At 45.2% G+C, this 18,516-nt stretch carries 17 protein-coding genes; 1 reads left to right on the forward strand and 16 read right to left on the reverse strand.

Annotation, left to right across the window (positions count from 1 at the left end; all coding sequences use genetic code 11):
- Nucleotides 1-179 precede the first annotated feature (179 nt).
- Complete coding sequence (locus Q0668_RS09400; RefSeq protein ID WP_298863351.1) at nt 180-1,040, reverse strand: DUF1583 domain-containing protein; 861 nt, start codon at nt 1,038-1,040, stop codon at nt 180-182.
- Nucleotides 1,037-2,065 (reverse strand): DUF1559 domain-containing protein, encoded by a 1,029-nt coding sequence (locus tag Q0668_RS09405; RefSeq protein ID WP_298863354.1) that lies wholly within the window; start codon nt 2,063-2,065, stop codon nt 1,037-1,039. Before Q0668_RS09405 ends, Q0668_RS09400 begins: the two co-directional genes overlap by 4 nt.
- Nucleotides 2,066-2,803: 738 nt before the next feature.
- Here Q0668_RS09405 and lexA point away from each other — a divergent pair.
- Nucleotides 2,804-3,406 carry a transcriptional repressor LexA gene (lexA, locus tag Q0668_RS09410; protein WP_298863357.1) on the forward strand — a complete coding sequence of 201 codons (603 nt, stop codon included), beginning with the start codon at nt 2,804-2,806 and terminating at the stop codon, nt 3,404-3,406.
- A 165-nt stretch (nt 3,407-3,571) separates the two neighbouring features.
- On the opposite strand, the gene Q0668_RS09415 is transcribed toward lexA, so the two are convergent.
- The 14 genes from Q0668_RS09415 to Q0668_RS09480 all read right to left on the reverse strand — a co-directional run bounded on the left by Q0668_RS09415 (nt 3,572) and on the right by Q0668_RS09480 (nt 18,207).
- A complete protein-coding gene (locus Q0668_RS09415; RefSeq protein WP_298863360.1) occupies nt 3,572-4,963 on the reverse strand; it encodes a sigma-54 dependent transcriptional regulator in 1,392 nt (463 codons plus the stop codon).
- Between the two features lie 391 nt (nt 4,964-5,354).
- A complete protein-coding gene (locus tag Q0668_RS09420) occupies nt 5,355-6,917 on the reverse strand; it encodes an ATP-binding protein (RefSeq protein ID WP_298863362.1) in 1,563 nt (520 codons plus the stop codon).
- A 161-nt stretch (nt 6,918-7,078) separates the two neighbouring features.
- Nucleotides 7,079-8,425: a protein phosphatase 2C domain-containing protein gene (locus Q0668_RS09425; RefSeq protein ID WP_298863365.1), complete on the reverse strand. Its 1,347-nt coding sequence runs from the start codon at nt 8,423-8,425 to the stop codon at nt 7,079-7,081.
- A gap of 218 nt (nt 8,426-8,643) precedes the next feature.
- Complete coding sequence (gene flhB / locus Q0668_RS09430; protein ID WP_298863368.1) at nt 8,644-9,723, reverse strand: flagellar biosynthesis protein FlhB; 1,080 nt, start codon at nt 9,721-9,723, stop codon at nt 8,644-8,646.
- A gap of 22 nt (nt 9,724-9,745) precedes the next feature.
- A complete protein-coding gene (locus tag Q0668_RS09435) occupies nt 9,746-10,735 on the reverse strand; it encodes a flagellar biosynthetic protein FliR (protein WP_298863370.1) in 990 nt (329 codons plus the stop codon).
- Between the two features lie 39 nt (nt 10,736-10,774).
- On the reverse strand, nt 10,775-11,041 hold the full coding sequence (fliQ, locus tag Q0668_RS09440; RefSeq protein ID WP_298863373.1) for a flagellar biosynthesis protein FliQ: 267 nt from the start codon (nt 11,039-11,041) through the stop codon (nt 10,775-10,777).
- A gap of 46 nt (nt 11,042-11,087) precedes the next feature.
- Nucleotides 11,088-12,059, reverse strand: a complete 972-nt coding sequence (fliP, locus tag Q0668_RS09445) for a flagellar type III secretion system pore protein FliP (protein ID WP_298863376.1) — start codon at nt 12,057-12,059, stop codon at nt 11,088-11,090.
- On the reverse strand, nt 12,052-12,789 hold the full coding sequence (locus Q0668_RS09450; RefSeq protein WP_298863378.1) for a flagellar biosynthetic protein FliO: 738 nt from the start codon (nt 12,787-12,789) through the stop codon (nt 12,052-12,054). Before Q0668_RS09450 ends, fliP begins: the two co-directional genes overlap by 8 nt.
- 190 nt (nt 12,790-12,979) lie before the next feature.
- Nucleotides 12,980-13,690 (reverse strand): flagellar motor switch protein FliN, encoded by a 711-nt coding sequence (gene fliN / locus Q0668_RS09455; RefSeq protein ID WP_298863381.1) that lies wholly within the window; start codon nt 13,688-13,690, stop codon nt 12,980-12,982.
- A 26-nt stretch (nt 13,691-13,716) separates the two neighbouring features.
- A complete protein-coding gene (locus tag Q0668_RS09460) occupies nt 13,717-14,277 on the reverse strand; it encodes a hypothetical protein (protein ID WP_298863384.1) in 561 nt (186 codons plus the stop codon).
- 159 nt (nt 14,278-14,436) lie between these two features.
- Nucleotides 14,437-15,165 (reverse strand): flagellar motor protein MotB, encoded by a 729-nt coding sequence (locus tag Q0668_RS09465; RefSeq protein ID WP_298863387.1) that lies wholly within the window; start codon nt 15,163-15,165, stop codon nt 14,437-14,439.
- 98 nt (nt 15,166-15,263) lie between these two features.
- Nucleotides 15,264-16,046 carry a MotA/TolQ/ExbB proton channel family protein gene (locus Q0668_RS09470; protein ID WP_298863389.1) on the reverse strand — a complete coding sequence of 261 codons (783 nt, stop codon included), beginning with the start codon at nt 16,044-16,046 and terminating at the stop codon, nt 15,264-15,266.
- 119 nt (nt 16,047-16,165) lie between these two features.
- Nucleotides 16,166-16,360 (reverse strand): flagellar FlbD family protein, encoded by a 195-nt coding sequence (locus Q0668_RS09475; RefSeq protein WP_298863392.1) that lies wholly within the window; start codon nt 16,358-16,360, stop codon nt 16,166-16,168.
- Between the two features lie 158 nt (nt 16,361-16,518).
- Nucleotides 16,519-18,207: a flagellar hook-basal body complex protein gene (locus tag Q0668_RS09480; RefSeq protein ID WP_298863394.1), complete on the reverse strand. Its 1,689-nt coding sequence runs from the start codon at nt 18,205-18,207 to the stop codon at nt 16,519-16,521.
- Nucleotides 18,208-18,516 lie beyond the last annotated feature (309 nt).

Consider the following 18,516-nt stretch of genomic DNA (forward strand, 5'->3'; position numbering starts at 1 on the left):
GCTGGTCTCGTTTTATCGTGTCCTGTCCGCTTTTCAACCATCCAAGGAGATCCAGATACGGATTAACCAGCAGTCTGGTAGATTTGGAAATAAAACCTGAATGGAAGCAATACGCTGCAAAAACAATCAAATCTGTTTCCCGCAGAACAATGATCGAGTCAAGCAAAGCTTACGACATCCTACGACCGTTTCTTGACCCACATCACTGTTCCCAACAGAAGTATTAATACGCTGCCTGCCAGCAGACTCCAATACAGAGAAATTGACTCAGGCTGAGGCGCCGGATGATAACTCGGCACATGAAACTGCACTCCCTTAGCCTGTGAATCAGGATGATTCGGAAAGGATTCCGCTTTGAGAATGAACTCTCTCCAAAGAATCTGTACGGGAGTCTTGATATCACTTTGCTGGACCCCCAAGCGCACGAGCTCCACATCCGCGGTCCCCAACTCCACCTCACGCAATTCACAAAATGGTACGCCTTCCCCATCCGATACAAAAAACTTTAGTTGACTTCCCTCTCGCGTCAATTTCAGTTTTCCAGAGTCCATCTTGGCATCATACAGCTTGACATCATAGTTTCTTTTTGAATCCACCGTGGTCGACCACGTCGCACTGAAAACGTGTTTCTGCTGAGGACGCAAAAGTCTCCCCAGCATGATTGCTGACTCTTTCTCATCATTCATTTTCAGGTAAAGACTCGGCCCCATGCCATATCCAGCCTCAGGATTTCTCCAGACTGGAACTTCATACGATGCGGTAATTTCAAAATCGCCGTGAATCTGAAATCGTGGACTGATTCCTACAGCCCCTAATTTATATCCTGTCGGCAAATTGAATAACAAACCTCCAGGACGTGGCTGCAAGAGCCTTACCGTCCCCCTCCCCAGGGGAACCAACAATTCATTATCAAATTGCTCACCTAGAAAACTAAAATAATGTTCGCGGGAATCTGCTTCTGCAACAACAGTTGAAAAGGAATTCATCATCACACTCAAAATTAGAATTCCGCAAAGGCTGGTTTTGAATACAGACTTCATATTCCTAACCCCGCTGTCTTTTCGCCACCAGAAATCGTCCCTAATGCGCGCCATGTTTCCACATTGATATTTTCACTGATAAACCGGACAGAACCATCGCCCAGCAACAGGTTCACTCCACTCGCATGCCAACTGGAAGGATTCAAGATGACGCCATCCCAGGTAAATCCATTTTTACAGTTGATGCGGTTAGGAGTTCGAACATGGTTATACCGAGTCCAATTCATATTTCCCGCCAACCAGGTTTGACCTGACTCAACATCATACTGGTACACGCCTGCCGTCTCCGGTGCCAGGCTACCGCAGGCATCTATGAATTGGCTTTCAGTCCAAACACCCTGCAGATTATACAAATCAGACAATGGATCAATAATGGAATCGTCCCACGTTCCTTTTGCATGCTCACTGAACATGCCCGTATTGGAAAGTCCGTCTTTCACGTCGCCCAATCGGACGCTGCTATTCTGACCAAACATCCCGTTCCCCTCCCTGCCAGACCAGGAACTCCCATTACATGACCGGTAATTGTTGGGGCCCCAGCGGCTTTGCAGACGATTCAAATCACTGGGGCAGATAAAGACACTTATCTTGGCTGCCGCAGCAGGACCGTTAATCACTTCATTAAATCGTTTTGCCAATTCTTCCTGATCATCATTGCCAGCATTGACAAATGGATGAAAGGGAGCCACATCAAAGTTCAGCTGATTGTAGATGACAGACTGATCCAGATACGGTAACAACATGGCATGCGCCGAATAGCGATGGTCATTCAATGTCCCTAATGAAGAAATTGGACCATCAAAATCATGACCTACACCAAATGGTAATACTTCATGCGAACTATGGTAGGCATGCAGAGCAATGCCTATCTGTTTCAGATGATTTGCACACTGCATTTTTCGGGCAGTTTCACGAACTGCTTGAACAGCAGGAACTAACAATGCAATGAGTAATCCGATGATCGTCAATGCGACCAATAACTCGATCAGAGTAAACCCGCTCTGGTATTTTCCCCTGGATTTCATGCGGTTGACCACAATCAAGCCTCTCTTTTCAGTCTGTTCTCTGCCCAATTACTCTGCCAATAACGGTGATTATACAGGATTCCGATCAAGAGATTCCTCATCACAGATTGTGATTTTAGCTGCTAGTCCTTCTTTTAATTTTACTAAATGATATTTTCTCTCAAACTTCTTTAGTAAGAAAAGCCCCTCACTATACAATTTACTAGTGACATCAGTACTTTGTGCAGGCGATTTATAAAGAAATAAGTTAAGGGACTTCTCTATCTTCTTATTTCGATTCAGTCAAAAAAATTCTGGCTGATACTATTAAAGTGAGTCAACTCACCTACACTGATGGCAGGAACTCCCTATGAACATCCTGCCAAATATTCAGAAAAACATCATTTTTCATCGAACCTGGACTTGTGAATGCAAGCCATTTGGTTTTAAAGACTTACAACTATTGAATTCAGGAGATTTTTGAAAAATAGACATTCGAATTAATTATAAATTCGATAATTTTTAATTGTCATACTTGTCGTGTAGACTACAGTATACTAGAATGAGATCGGATGCAAACTTCAGGATAACATAAGTCAGTGCTTATCACACAAGACAACCCCTCTATTTATTCCTGATGCGGTATCGCGTTTTTTTTCAAATCTTTACTTTTTTATGGGACACAGTTCTGAATTCCTGATCGTTTCAGGAATGTAATTTTATTTTACTCTTAATTTATAAGGAATGAGGTACTTTGTTATGGCAGGCACCAAAGCAAACCTTACACAACGACAACAAGAGATTTATGATTTCTTGAAAGACAAAATTATTAACCGAGGCTACGGACCTACAGTTCGTGAAATTGGTGCTAATTTTGGCATTCGCTCACCCAATGGCGTCATGTGCCACTTGAAGGCGCTGGAAAAGAAGGGGCTTATCACCCGTGAATCGCATATGTCACGAGCAATCCAACTCTGTGATCATTCTCAAAAGCGAACGCGTCTTCCCCTGGCTGGACAAATTGCTGCAGGTAGCCCTGTTCTTGCCGTTCAGGATGACGAACATATCGACTTCGGACCATTATTTGATCCAGATGATCAGTTTTGCCTGAAAGTCAAAGGCGTTTCCATGATCGAAGATCAAATCGCTGATGGCGATTTTGTAGTGGTCCACAAACAAAACACCTGCAAGGAAGGCGACATCGTCGTTGCTTTAGTGGATGGCCAGGAAGCCACACTCAAACGCTACTATTCTGAAGGTGATCGTATTCGCCTTGAGCCAGCGAATTCCAGTATGCAACCAATTTATTCCAAAAATGTCGACATTCTTGGAGTTGTCACTGGTGTCATTCGAAAATACTAAAGACCACATCACGAAAATCTATGATCATGTGTGACAAGCTATCGTGAAAGTCGTAGTCAACCCGGTTACTACGGGTTAACCACAATGTTAGACACTAACAGAAAACACTCTGGTTTTATCCAGAGTGTTTTTTTATGCGCTGTATGACATATCTGCCAAACCGAATTAACCAGCGGCCCGGGTTTGATACTGATTCAATTTATTATAGAGCGTCTTCAATGCAATTCCCAGCTCAGCTGCACACTTTGGCTTATCGCCATCATGCTTATCAAGCACGTGATAGATAACTTCCATTTCAATATCACGTAAGGTTTTACCTTCGGTACGTTCAACCCAGTTAATCGACGAACCAGAAAAGGGAACTGTGGAATCTCGGGTGAGATGGGAGGGCAAATCGGTCGGCATGATCTGTAAACCATCCCATAAAATGATAGCATGTTCTAATGCATTGGCTAATTCGCGAACATTGCCTTTCCAATTTGATGACTGAAGAATTTCTATTGTTTCCGGTGCAAGAATATCTGTCGGAATCGAATCTTTTTTCAAATGTCTTTTCAACAATACACGAGAAATCTCTGGTATATCACTTTTACGATCCCGTAATGCAGGCAAATTAATTTCAAAGGTATTGACCCGAAAATAGAGGTCTTCCCGAAATGTTCCCTCATTGACCATGTCCTTGAGATCGCGATTGGTGGCACAGACAATGCGAACGTCAACATGAAAAGTTTCACTGTCGCCCACACGTCTTACTTCACCCGATTCCAGAAAACGCAGCAGTTTGACCTGCATTGTTTTATCCAATTCACCAAGTTCGTCCAAAAAGAGAGTGCCGCCGTTCGCAATTTCAATTAATCCCTTGCGAGGAGTATCTGCACCCGTAAAGGCGCCTTTGCGATGACCAAATAATTCACTCTCTACCAAATTTTCAGGTAACGCACCACAATTGACAGGTACAAAGGGCATCGATGCACGTAGACTCAAATCATGCACTCGTCGCGCAACAAGTTCCTTACCAGTTCCTGTATCCCCCAAAATAAGGGCAGTAGAATCAGTGGGTGCTATTTTCTCAATCAGTTTTTTAACTCGTAACATCGGAGGCGACTCACCCACAATCTGGCAAGGACCTTCTGCAATCTTGAGTCGTGACTCAAGTGCAATATTTTTGTTTTCCAGCGATCGCTTGTCGGCTACTTTCTGCAGTACCGTTGCAATATCAATCAACTTACACGGTTTTGGTAGAAAATCATAAGCCCCTCGACGAATAGCCTGAATAGCTTCATCAACACTGCCATGCCCCGTACTGATGATTACCTCTGTCTCGGGAGATACTTTATTGATGTGATCCACTACATCCCAGCCACTCAGACCAGGCATACGTAAATCCACAATAGCTGCATCAAATGTAATCTTATCTAATGCGATCAAAGCCGACTGACCATCCTCACAAATGGTGACATCATGTCCCATTCGGGGAAGTTCAATTCGCATTACTTCGCGAATTGCGGCTTCATCGTCGACAAACAAGACTCGTAATTTATTGACCGAATTACTCAAGTTGTGCTCCTTCTTCCTTCTTTGACATCCTGTCAAAGAGAAAGCCATTTAACAAATTTCATATCGAATGGTATTCAGGAAGGAATAGGTGAAAGGTGCTGAAGAAATCATGTCCGAATCAGGCGAACTCAACCTTTTCTCCAGTTGTTCGACTCTCAATGGGGCAGCCCCGGAACCGGGACTACATCCAGGACCTTTCTCTGCACACTGCGTGAAAAATCGGGAAGGGGGATTTTCAAAGCAATATGCTGTACAGAGAACATCCATTTTCTCCTGTATCGTTAACTTTGTGTGAATCATTCATGGGGAGGGACGTGTGATATCAGATTTTAAAAAATGTGGCAATCGGAGAATCCCGGAAAGTTGTAATTCAAAATATTTTCCTAACTACTTATGCAGCCTTATTTTGTGCCTTAGCCTTTTTGGGGAGTTCCACAAAAATTGTACTACCCTGCCCCGGCCCATCACTTTCGACTTCAATCTCACCACCATGATCCTTAATAATCCGGTGAGTGATCGACATTCCTAAACCAGTACCGGTACCATCAGCACGCTGTGTAAAAAAGGGATCAAACAGACTCTCCTTGACCTCCTGTGTCATACCACACCCATCATCCCTGAAAATGAGGGTTACGGAATCCACATTTTCACGAACTTCAATTTCGAGATTTCCCCCCTCTTCCATTGATTCCAGGGCATTGGTCATGATGTTGAGAATCACCTGTTTGATTTCTGCAGGATTAATCTTAGCAGTGCAAGGATTCTTGTTTGAAAAAAGAATATTCCGACCCTTCAGCCGCTTAATCAAGCTGACCATTGAACAGACCTCCTCGATCACATTCACCAGATCATTGACGCTTCTCACGGAGTTTTGACCACGGGAAAAATCAAGTAGCTTGGCCGTGATATCTTTGCATCGCATGGATTCTCGCTGAATCAATCCGAGATATTGTTCCACTACTTGAATATCTGTTTCATCAATATGTGTTTTCAGCTCCAACACCCGCCCTTGCAAAGACTCAGAGGCCATTGAAATTGCAGAAAGGGGATTATTGATTTCATGAGCCACACCAGCCGCCAATACACCAATCCCCGCCAGCCTTTCTGATCGTATCAGTTGCTTGCTGCGTTCGTCGACTTTGTGATTCAACTCGTCCCGTTTTTCTTTAAACCGCATCGTCATAAGGTTGAACGCTTCTGCTAACTCTGCCATCTCATCATTCGACTTTATCTTGAATTGATGGTCAAAATGCCCTTGGGCAACAATGCGGGCCCCCTCGTGTAAATCCTGAATGGGAGACAGTACTGTCCTGTTCCCATATAAAATCAGGCATCCAAAAGCGATAAAAGCCACGAGACATGTGACCCAAATCAGTCTGTTACGAGAACGGTAGACTTTTGACGCGCGATCCAGAACGGCTTTCGTACCGGAAGGGACATCGCGCACTTCCAAAATCAGAGTTTCCAGACGAGCCACCTCAATAATCATTTGTTCGGCTATCCTGCGTCTTTCCTGAGCATTCTCCAATCGAGCCTGCATCAGAGAAAGTTTATTGAGCGTATTCTTACTCGCGCTATGTTCACCAAGTTGCGACTTAATAAAACCTCTCCAGGTTCCAACAGCAGGATCAGGAGGTAAACGATCTACTTTTTGAAGAAACTCCTCTATTTCGATATGTACCTCATTCAACTGTTTTTCAAACAACTGCTGATAATGAGAACTGGCTTCGGGACGGGAGTACAAGATTTTCTGTAGAGGATCATTCAGGGCAACAATCGAGATAATCAGTCGATCGCGATCGGGGAGACTATCCAGTGAATACTGAAACTCATCGACCGTATCACGATAGGACTGCAATCCAGAGACGGCGCCATAAGCCAGTAGAATCAGCATGCAGAATATAATTCCCAGGCCAAATCCTAATTTGCGACGAATTGTTTGAGTAAAGAACACACTGACCTCCGTGTCATAAGTCCTTCCAACCGGAATGAAGAGCCGGATCATATCGAAAATGAGACAGGAATCCAATGTTAAAAGGGCAAACTTGCTACTGGCTGCCAATTCTACCCTGGAAACCCGGAACTGGAATCACACAAGGACGTTACGAATTGGATTCACTCATCCGCAGGTGGTGATGAAGAACCTTTTTTCCAACGAGCCTGATGAACCATCTCTTTACGGTAAGAATGCAGACCTGTCATTAAAATATCGATCGCACGTGAAAAATCACGAAAAGCATTCAAGTACTTCTTCTTTTCCAGCTCTTCCTTGGCTGCATAGTAAATTTTGTTGTGGGACGACCATTCGATGGTCCATTCCTCTTCCATGGCAGCTCGTTGTAACTCGGACTCCATCGTAGTGAGGTACTGCAGAAAATCCATATTAAATTTCAATCGCTCTGACCGATATGGTTTCCATTCTACAGTTTTACTTTTATCCAGATACTCTTCATGGCGACTCGATTCTCTGAGCGAAAATACTTTTCGTACCAGTAACATAACCAGTAAGGACATCCCGCCAAAGGCCAGGAACTCTCCCTGGTCAAACTTTGTTAAGATCCACATGGCGATACCAGTCGCCACCATCAGAGATGCACCCCAGACACCAGCCAGCCAGAACCACTCACCATAGCTCTTCGCCAGATCCAGATCAGGTTCGGGCATATCTTCCGGATTTCGTTCCTCAGACAGATTGCCACCGGGGAGCTCTCCCACGCGAACTACGATCACAGAAATATTATCAGAGCCTCCTCGCAAATTTGCCAGATTAATCATTAACCGGCATGCATCGCTGGGGCCCAGATAATTGGTAATCATTCCGATTTCATCATCTTTCAAATGGCTGGTTAATCCATCACTGCACAGGACGTATTGATCCCCTTCCATCACCGGATACGGTCCTTCAATGTCGACCTTCACAGTCGGCTCGGGACCTAATGAACGAGTAATGACATTCCGAGGCTCATTCAGGTAAACGTCCTCCGGTTTCATTCTCCCCTGTCGAATGAGTTCCCATTGCAGGCTATGATCAAATGTCAGTTGATCAATACGGTTCTTGCGAATGCGATAAACGCGGCTGTCTCCCACATGGCCGATGACCGCCCCCTCCGCACAAAGACATAAAGAACTGCAGGTTGTTCCCATTCGCATGAATTCACGATTGGCCATTCCCCGCTCATTAATCGCCTGATTAGCCACTTCAATGGCTGACTTTAAAGAATTGGCGACCGGTCCCGGCTTACTTTTAAAAAACGTATGCGGTACCGTTTCTGAAGCGATTTTGCTTGCCAATTCACCAACGGCATGCCCGCCCATTCCATCAGCAACGAGAAAGAAGTGACCATGTTCCCGCCAACTCTCCTGCTCCTTACAAATGCGAACGGAGATCGAATCTTCGTTATTCCTACGTCGAAAGCCAACATCACTTTGCGATGCGAACTGAACTGGATGTTCCCAACGCATTGATTCCCCTTAAATTAGTCATGAAGCTGATGATTTTGCAATCCGAATACTCTTTTTAATATCTTGGTGAGAAAGTGGATCAAACACCAGAGTACACTGCCTGAAAACTCACTTTTGTTCCTGAAAAGTAACGAAAAAAATCGACTTTCAAGCTCGCATGAAGATCATACAATAAGAATGATCTACGCGAATCATTCACGGGAGATTCGTTCGAACCGCTAATTGGATTCCGGCATTGTTTTTCCACTCAGGTTATAAACATAGGCCATTATTTCCACAAATACTTCATATAATTCAAATGGAATTTCCTCCCCCGTTTTCACATCACGATACATCTGTCGCGCCAGACTTTTACGTTCAATAATTGGAACCCCATGTTCATTCGCAAGCTTACGAATCTGAAAGGCGATCTCACCGGCACCTTTGGCAACCACAACTGGTGCCGGCATCGATTCGGGATCATACTTGATTGCGATTGAAATATGAGTCGGGTTCGTAACCACTACATCTGCTGAAGCCACTTTGGAAAGTTCCTGTGACGTCGCCAGTTTTCGATGTGCTTCACGCCGACGCTGACGAAGCAGAGGATCACCTTCCATTGATTTCATTTCTTCCCGGATCTCCTGCTTACTCATCATCAGATCTTTTTCATGCTTCCATTTTTGAAAAGCGAAATCCAACGCTCCCAACAAAATCAAAGCCAAAGCCAGCAGAATTCCCAGCTCAACTGTTGAATTAAAAATATCACGCAGAATTGTTTCGGGAGGCGCTCCCATTAACGCGACAAAACTGGGAAATACCAGATAGCTGAACCAGCTTGCAATCAGTACCAGTAAGCTCAATTTTCCCAGACTCACTGCCAGTTTCATTAAACCACGAACAGAAATAATCCGCTTGGCACCTTCAATAGGATTCAACCGTTCCCACTTGATTTGCAGTACATCCGGCGAAACCATAAATCCGACTTGAACGATATTCAAAAATACGGCCGAAATGAATAATACGAGCATGGTCATGGCTGTCCCCTGCAGGAACATTTTCACTATCGACTCGCAACGCTGGATGATCAGTACTGGCTCAACGCGCAACCAGACAGGAGTTGTTAACGTGGTCTCCATCAGATTTTTCATATCGCTATTGAGACCAATTGCAAAAAAATAAAGTGCACCGGCCGCTGCCAACATCATGCCGGCTGCATTCAAATCAGTACTTTTCGCAATGTTCCCCTTCTCGCGGGCTTCATTACGCCTGCGATCGGTGGGCTGTTCGGTTTTTTCTCCTGTATCATTTTCTGCCATAATTCAAAGGTCTCAATTCGATTTACATCACGGCACTACGACTTAATTGATCGATGGCCGTCGGAATCGATTCCACCACAATATCTGCAGCTCCTGATAAAGTAAAAATCAATACGACAAGACTGATCATCGCGCGTACCGGAAAACCGATTACGAGTACATTGATCTGAGGAACAGTATGCCCCAGATAGCCCATCGACAGCGATATCAAAGCACTGATGGCCAATAATGGTGCTGCTACTTTTATTGAGAGCACCAATGATTGATGCATCAATGTCTGTAGCAAATCAAGAGTATTCGTGGAAACGATCCCCTCTCCCACAGGGAAAACCTGAAAAGTATCGATCAGAGAGGAAAGCATTAACAGATGACCGTTAACCGGCTCCATGATTAAAAAGATGGAAATACCAATGAAATATAGATACTGACCGCTGAGCGAAGCGTTCATGTCAAAACCAGGGTTGAATACTTCTCCTAAAGCCATCCCCGCTTGCTGATCAATCATCTGACCCGCCATCTGAAGACTTAATAAAATGATATACACACCCAAACCCAGAGAAAACCCTAATGAAAGTTCTCCCAAAATCGACCAGGCATAATCTAAAAGCGAAGTAGGCATTGTTGACACAAATTTGTAGTCGTTTACAGACAGTTCCTGTGTCCCCTGTCGGCCAGCATTGACAACCAGACTGTCAAACCGGTCTTGTAAATGCACGGGGACTTCGTCTCTACTAAGTCGATGATCTTGATTGATATCCATCTCATAAAAGCCTACCGTTACCTGATCGTGCAAAGTAGGAGTAATAAGCATCGAAAGGCTCAAAATCAACAAGATTCGAATATTTGCAGGAAAGATCGGTTGGCCAAATACCGGGCCAATGATCATCAAACCACTGATCCGAACTACGACTAACGTGAATGCATAAAACTGTAGCATCGCCCATTGCAGAATCTGCCCCGGAGCCAGCTGCAAGAGAGGATTCATCACGTATTGGTCGAGAAGAGCACTCACAGGTTTTTCTTTTGTCCAGCCTCATCGGCTTTCAGAAAATCAAAGGCGGGAAGGAATATTGATAATCAGATTCGAACTGTATTCCACCAATAATGAAGTAATCCAGGGCAACGTATATAGAATCGCCAGCACCATCATGACAATTTTGGGAACAAAACTGATTGTCTGATCCTGAATCTGGGTCACAGCCTGACCTATACTGATCACTAATCCCACAACGACGGCAGTCAGCATCACAGGACCACTGACTTCCAGCATGATCAGTAATCCCTCGCGTCCCAAATCCAGAACTGTTGAACTATCCATTCCTAATACCTCTACTTAATACTGCGCGCAAAGGGAGCGCCAGAGTTCAACCGACTGCCCTGATGCTTTCCAATAACATTCCCACAGTCAATAACCAGCCATCGATCAAAACAAATAACAAAATCTTAAAGGGTAATGAAATCAATACGGGAGGCAGCATCATCATCCCCATACTGATGAGTATAGAACTGATCACCATATCGATCACTATGAATGGGAGGTACAACTGAAAGCCAATCAGGAAGGCCGTTTTGACCTCACTTAGCATGTAAGCAGGCAATAAAACTGTCAGCGGAACTTCGTCGTAATTACTAGGGACTTTATAATCTGCGGCTCCCGGAGAACCGGCCAATGGTTGCTGATAGTCCAGAAACATCCACACTGTATCGCTGTTTCCCGTTAATTCAATTTGATCACTCATGAATTTACGCAGAGGTGCAACTGTTTTTTGAAACGCGACTTCAAGAGAAACCGGCGACTGCTGAGTCTGGTTCGAGTAAGGAACGATTCCTTCATCGTAGGCTTTTTGCCAAATGGGGGCCATTACCATAATCGTCAAAAACAGACTGAGAGATGTGAGCACCTGATTCGGTGGAAGTTGCTGAGTTCCCAGCGCCTGTCTCAACAGACCAAAGACAATCACAAACCGAATGAAACATGTCGTCATGATCAATACAGAAGGTGCTAAACTTAATACGGTCAACAATAAAAATATTTTCAGCGTCGACGTCAACCCCTGAGGCGATGTCATTTGTTCGACATTCAGCATCTCTGGCATTCCAGATGTGCCCGTGCCAGGCGCTTGTTGTGTAAATGTCGGCTGAAACTGAGATGCTTGAGAATTTTGATTGGCACTTCCCTGATTTGAAAGAGCCTGATTCGTCGTAGCCGGTTGTGCCTGCAACGTAAGAGAATTAACAACGAGTATCAGAAGGCCTGCAACCGTAGACAACACCTTTTTTCGCAAAAAAGTGGCAGCATCTGATTTCTGTTGTTGCAGTTCCCCCTGCCTAAGCATGTCCGGACTCCGCATTTTCATTCAACGACTGCCGAGAAGACTGATGTAACTTGTGCTGTAATCGACTGACTGCTGAATCGTAATCTGCAAATTCTTCCATCACTGGTGTTCCGGAAGATTGTTCCAACTCTGGTTTTTCGATCGGTTGAAACGTGTCAACAGACGGACTCTGATCACTCAAACTCGATTTCTTTTGAGTCGCCTGAAAGAGATTCAGAAACGTATTATTCGATCGCCCGGAATGTGCACGTTCTCGACACATCCCCGTGATCAGATCAACTTCAACCGGATCCAATACTTCGCTGAGCATTTCCAGACCAGCGGGAGAAGATCCTAAAATAAGGATTCGGGAACCACAGCGTACAAAATGGATCGTCTGACGCGCATCCAGGGGTCGCTTTCCTAAAACCTCCATCACTTCCAGAGGCAGATTGGTTGAACCCAGTGGATGATGTTTTTTAAATAACTTTGCGATAACGAAAATAATCGAAATCACTACTAATAAAGCACCGAATGTTCCCCAGATCGAAGGAGCTTGCCGAGGTGCCGTATTTCCAGCCTGACTTTGACCAGCCTGTTTTGGCCGATCTATGGGCGTGATCCGCTTAGAAAAGGCCTTGGCTTTCACTTCAGGCTGAGCACTCTGATTCTTCCCTCCCGATGGCATCGCCTGCTGTGAATATTGATCAGGAAGGGAGCGTGCAACCCGCCCTGTCGTTGGTACTCTCACTGCTTCAGTTCGTTGTGGCTGGCGAAATCCTGAACTTTGAACAGCAGGATTTACATCCTCTGAAACAGCACTTGAAATGCAACTCAGACTGCAAATCAGCATTAGAACAATTAAATTGAAAAGACGAATCATTAAACCCTTTGTCGTCAATCGCTTTGAGCGACAGGAAATCAGTTTCCCCTGCCGCAGTCTAAATTTCGGGTGAAATGATCTCTGCAACACGCACACAGAAATTATCATTCAAAACTAATACTTCGCCCCGAGCGATAATTCGGCCATTCACCAGAATATCCACGGGGTCACCAGCCAATTTATCCAGCGGGACAACAACCCCTTCTTTCATTTTTAATACTTCTTCGATCAATAACTCTGTTCTGCCAAGTTCGATGCATAAATCCAGTTCGACATTCTGCAATGACGAAAGTGCCATTGCCTCTTCGGGACTACTCGCTATTGATTCAAAATTTGGAAACTCAAATGATTTTGTACCTCCCAGATCCCCCGGAATACCATCGCCGGGCCCCAGATTGGGAGAGATGGCAGCCGCCAAATTGGCCTCCGCCTGATTGAGCAAGGCTTCTGTTTCTGCATGGGTAGAAATGGGCATTCCTGATTGATCGTCAGATGATCCGCCTGGGACAATCTGATTGAAGAGTGCATCAATATCATCATTATTGACGACAGGACTCTCTTCTGCATCAGAACCACTCTCAGCTGAATTCGCACTTTGCAGCATCTTTTCAATATCTGAAGAGTCAAGAAGATCACCTCCTGCACTACCCGACTCTGAACCAGATGCATCCGCTGCAGCAGGTGGATCTGCAGGCGCATCTGCCCCTTGAGAGTTCAGTAGCTTTTCGATTTCTGAAGGATCCAGAAGATCGTCATTCTCTTCGGCCACGGTTGTATCCTGTTAGTTTTCAGACATTATTGCGTCATAGTTCGATATTCACTGATTACGGTTTCAATCACATAACTCTTCTTGAGGACTTTGTTGATCGCCTCTTTCATCATACGTTTCACCGTACTCAACTGAGGGTCATTCAGATCAGCTAAACTGGCTTTACGCACTACTTCGATTACGGCCTGCTTCACACGTGCTTTATTATTCGCTTTGACCATCTCTTCAAAATCCGATGCCGCTCCCTGTTCAACAAGAGCGACCAGATTGAATGTGACGTGAATCGTTGCTCCGGGTTCCGCAATATTATTCGTAACGCTAAAGTCATTAATCATGACTTCAGATGTATTCACCTGCAGATTTTCACTTTCTTTAGAAAGCGTTTCGTCTGTGACTTCTTTTGGTTGATCGGGTGTCAGCAGCCAATAGGAAACACCTATCTGAAGGACGACTACAATCAGCAGCAGCCCTCCGACCTTGATGAGCTTCGATTTAGAGTGACCGGAAGAGGCTTCTTCTGTTGTTTCGTCAGAAGCTTCTACATCCGTATCGACACCAGGATCTTCTGTTTCGGTGTCTGTTGCCACGAGTCTCCTCCTTGAACTCTCGCATCCTGTATGAACAAAGACAAATCCCTTGTCTTGTAAGACACCGTGTCTGACGGGCCATTTGTTCTACAGGTTTGGTGATTAATAACCGAGTGTATCAACAAAAACACTCGATCAGACCAAATCGATCATTCAATATCAACGATCGCCTGTCTTAGGAGAGACTATATACGTATCAATTAAAAATACGTCAACCCGACGATTCAAGTATTGCTCTTCAGGGTTTCGTGTGATGGCGCGAGGCTCGGCATCACCTGCTGAACTGACTATCAGTCGTTCGGGCTCAATTCCCTTGGATTCCAGGAACTCAGCAACATTTTTTGCCCGATAAAAGGAAAGCTCCTGAGAATCCCGGTACTTTGAGTCCTTTGGAAGAGGTTCTGGAGAGGCATGTCCCCGTACAATCAGACGATTTGGTGTCGGCAATAGAATTTCTGCGATGATATTCAACTTCGCAGTAAGCTCAGGAGTTAATTCTGCAGAAAATCGGTCAAAACTGGCTGCTCCCCCCAAAGTCACCTCTGTCCCACTGTCGATACGTTCTACTGTTTTATTCGCTCCCCCTCCACCATCTGACTTTGCTTTTCCCACTTTGGTACCTCCGTCAGAACTCGTACCTTTCGAAGCCGGTTTGCTGAAACTGCTGCTCGGGTCAAGTGATTTCCCTGGAACGGCGGCGTCTCCCTGCTGACTACCAAAACGCTCCCGCATGGAATCCAACATCGCACGCACGCTTCCTTCATCATTGCGGATTTCACTCATCGATACCAACATGATGAAGAATGTCAGCAACAATGACATCATGTCACCATACGTGACAACCCATTCAGGAACACCTGGAGGTGCTTCTTCTTCCGGCATTGCCATCTGAGAACACTCCTTTTTAACTCAGGCACACGATCAATCGACTTAGAGTGTTTAGCGGTAAAAAGACCATGTCAGTTCTATGATTTTTGAGATCAGAATCAGGCAGCGGCCTGGCTATCCTTTCCGACACGCTTCTCCTGGGGTAGAAACGTATTTAGTTTCTGTTCAATCACGCGTGGATTATCACCTTCCTGAATCGATATCAAACCTTTGATAACAACTTCGCGGACTTGAAATTCCTGCTTGCTATAGAAGGCCAGCTTGTCTGCAAACGGAAGAAAAAACAGGTTGGACACGATCGCACCATACAATGTGGTAATTAATGCCACAGCCATACCAGGGCCAATGGCTTCAGGATCATCCATGTTTCCCAACATAATGATCAACCCCATTAATGTTCCGATCATCCCAAAGGCAGGAGCATAACGGCCTACGGTATCCATGAGAGCTTTTCCATTTTTATGACGGCCAGCAACGGCATCCATTTCTGTTCGCAGGATCTGCTCCATCAATTCCACATCGGTTCCATCCACTGCCATCTGAACACCCAACAGAATAAAGGGATCCTGAATTTCTTCAGTTTTGGCTTCTAATGCCAGAATGCCATCCCGTCGAGCGATTTCAGCAAACTCCACAAGTTGTGTAATGACAGGTGCCATCTCTTGTTGCTTCGGTACGAAGACTTTCTTCAATACCCTGGGAAATAACAGCATGGCTGCGCTGGGGAATGCAATGAATGTGGCAGCAATCGCTCCTCCGATAACGACGGCTGCAGAGGGAATATCAATGAACGCAGCAAAACTGGATCCCGGCGCGATCGCAATCGCCAGCAAAAGTAATGCGACCCCCGAAACTAGTCCACCGGCTGTTGCCTTGTCCATTTCTGCAAATGTTCCTGATGAATGATAACTGTTGTTGAATCCTCATACACAGACCGCTAAACAGTCATAAATCTAAATCACAATTTGATTTCTCGTATCATTAATCTGTGAATCGATTTCTAAAGGCCAGGAACAAGACGAATCGCCCTGGAGTAGGCTATCGATCGCTTGACAACCTCTTCTACACTTTCCCGCACGATCAGCCGATCCGTCGAAGTCAGAGTGATAAAAGTATCGGGCCTGCTTTCAACACATTGGATTAATTCTGCATTAATCACAAACTCTTCACCATTCAACCTGGTCAATTTGATCATGCCGCCATACTCCCGGGTACAACAATATCATCATTCCAAATTCGAGGAGTCTTCATCCTGATCTCGCTTGAGCGCATCCCGTTTAACTCGAGCGCCTTTCACTCTATTATATTCGTTTCAAATGGCCTTGGAGACGCTACAGTAAATCGGGATACAGGCTAACGTCCCAGAACCAGAAGCTCATCTACCAGTTGCTGCACTGAGCTGATCACCCGCGCGTTTCCTCGATAGTTCGTAGAAGCCACAATCAGATCCACAAGGTTTCGCCCGACATCGGTATTCGACAACTCAATCGAACCGGCACGAATCGTACCAGCACCAAAGTTACCGGGTGTTACCAGAAACGGAGGGCCGGAGCTGACCCCTTCCTGGAATGTTGAGTTCCCTGCTTCCAATAACCCCTGAGGGTTCGCGAAACGAGCTAGAGTGACCTGACCTAAAGTTCGAATGATACCGTTATCAAACACACCATTGATGATCCCGGTTTCATCAATCACAAAACTGGAGAGCGTTCCCGGGTCAGATCCATCCTGCAAGGTTAGTTTCAACGTACTACCTGCAGCCTGAGAGGAAATACCTGAGATCGCTGAGAGATCGAGAGTCACATCCATTTCATCCGCAGCAGACAAAACGCGACTCACACCAAATGTATTTGGAGTATAATTGGTGACATTTCCTTTGCTGTCAAAGGTAATGGTACCAGTCGAAACAGCAACGTCACCATCATTATCGTCGGCACTTTCCAGATAGTAGCGGAAGATCGTATTATTTGACGAGCGAGATTCCAGCACGCTGGTCATTTTCATGGTAACCGGCTCACCCAGAGAGTCGAAAATAATAAAATCGGTAATGGCGCTTTCACCATTCGCTGATTGCGATTTCAAAAAAGGTAAGGAAACGGTAGAACCATTTGATGTGATATTACCAATCGTAATGGTAAGATCATTCACAGTCCCTGAGGTACCCACAATTTGAAATGTCCCGCCAGTCACAGTGACTCCTGGTTGCGTTCCTGTGCCAGCATCGTTAGCTATCCCACTTCCATTTTGAATACCCATTGTTCGATCTATGAGGTCTGCAAAATCGGCTGCAGTCGTACCTGCTCCTACAAGCAAAGTCAAAGGATCAAGGCTTCGTCCCCCTTTGTTAGGGGTAAACGATATCGTCTCACCCACTGTAAACAAGGGGGTCCCGATAGTGGCTTCCACATCAGTCAACAAGGTAGTCCCCGTGATGGCAGCATTCGCATTACCGGCATCCGTTAATGCCGCTGATGTTAAGACCGCCCCTGAGGTTCCAAGGGTACCCGTTGGTAATAACGCACCGCCTAGCTCCACATTCTTGGTAGCTTGAGCAACGTTTAAATCCCCCAATGGGACTTCGATATCTGCCAGAGTTGTAGTGACAAGATTGAAGTCATCGTCAACTCCATATCCCTGAACTTTGAAACCCGTCTGGCTTGTCAGCAGACTTTGACTGTTGAGTTCAAAGTTTCCGTTTCGAGAGTATACCTGACCATCGGGACTGTCCAGTACAAAGAATCCTTCACCCTGAATAGCAAGGTCGGAAGGACTGGTACTGTTCGTTACACTTCCCTGAGTGAAGTCTTTTCGAATTGAAGCACTCAGAGCACCTAAACCGATCTGACGAGGATTCGTACCACCGTTTGTCGTAGTGGGACGAGAACCCACACTCAACGTTCGCGACAACTGGGTCGTAAACAGCACACTCGATGCTTTGAATCCATTCGTTCCAGCGTTGGCGATATTATTTCCCAACACATCGATACTAGTTTCATTCTGGGCCAAACCACCCAAAGATGTATTTAATGCAGACGTCAATCCCATGACAACTCCTCGGTTGAATCAACCAGGTAAAAACCTAATCCATTGGTTCTAATCGCGCAGCATCAGTCATAACTGTGCCGCAGCTCTACTCTGTATATCGTCTAAACTGATCCTGATCATGTTTCATTTTTTGGTAAATTTTGTGTTCATTCACTTTGTCCAACCTCGAACAATAAACGTAAATATCGACTCATCATACACTTGCTGGTTCTTGAACAATGCTGATCGCAGAAACAGGAAGTTCAGACGCTCCTACGCCCACATATGCTTTCCCTTCGCGGACAAAAGCACGATCAACGACCCCTGCGA

The organism is uncultured Gimesia sp., from assembly GCF_937910335.1.
Classification (GTDB): domain Bacteria; phylum Planctomycetota; class Planctomycetia; order Planctomycetales; family Planctomycetaceae; genus Gimesia.

Excerpts from the sequence above, each read along its gene's own strand:
- Q0668_RS09400 (WP_298863351.1), bottom strand. The coding sequence starts at position 1,040 with ATGAAGTCTGTATTCAAAACCAGCCTTTGCGGAATTCTAATTTTGAGT.
- Q0668_RS09405 (WP_298863354.1), bottom strand. The coding sequence starts at position 2,065 with ATGAAATCCAGGGGAAAATACCAGAGCGGGTTTACTCTGATCGAGTTA.
- lexA (WP_298863357.1), top strand. The coding sequence starts at position 2,804 with ATGGCAGGCACCAAAGCAAACCTTACACAACGACAACAAGAGATTTAT.
- Q0668_RS09425 (WP_298863365.1), bottom strand. The coding sequence starts at position 8,425 with ATGCGTTGGGAACATCCAGTTCAGTTCGCATCGCAAAGTGATGTTGGC.
- flhB (WP_298863368.1), bottom strand. The coding sequence starts at position 9,723 with ATGGCAGAAAATGATACAGGAGAAAAAACCGAACAGCCCACCGATCGC.
- fliQ (WP_298863373.1), bottom strand. The coding sequence starts at position 11,041 with ATGGATAGTTCAACAGTTCTGGATTTGGGACGCGAGGGATTACTGATC.
- fliP (WP_298863376.1), bottom strand. The coding sequence starts at position 12,059 with ATGCTTAGGCAGGGGGAACTGCAACAACAGAAATCAGATGCTGCCACT.
- Q0668_RS09465 (WP_298863387.1), bottom strand. The coding sequence starts at position 15,165 with ATGGCAATGCCGGAAGAAGAAGCACCTCCAGGTGTTCCTGAATGGGTT.
- Q0668_RS09470 (WP_298863389.1), bottom strand. The coding sequence starts at position 16,046 with ATGGACAAGGCAACAGCCGGTGGACTAGTTTCGGGGGTCGCATTACTT.
- Q0668_RS09475 (WP_298863392.1), bottom strand. The coding sequence starts at position 16,360 with ATGATCAAATTGACCAGGTTGAATGGTGAAGAGTTTGTGATTAATGCA.
- Q0668_RS09480 (WP_298863394.1), bottom strand. The coding sequence starts at position 18,207 with ATGGGATTGACGTCTGCATTAAATACATCTTTGGGTGGTTTGGCCCAG.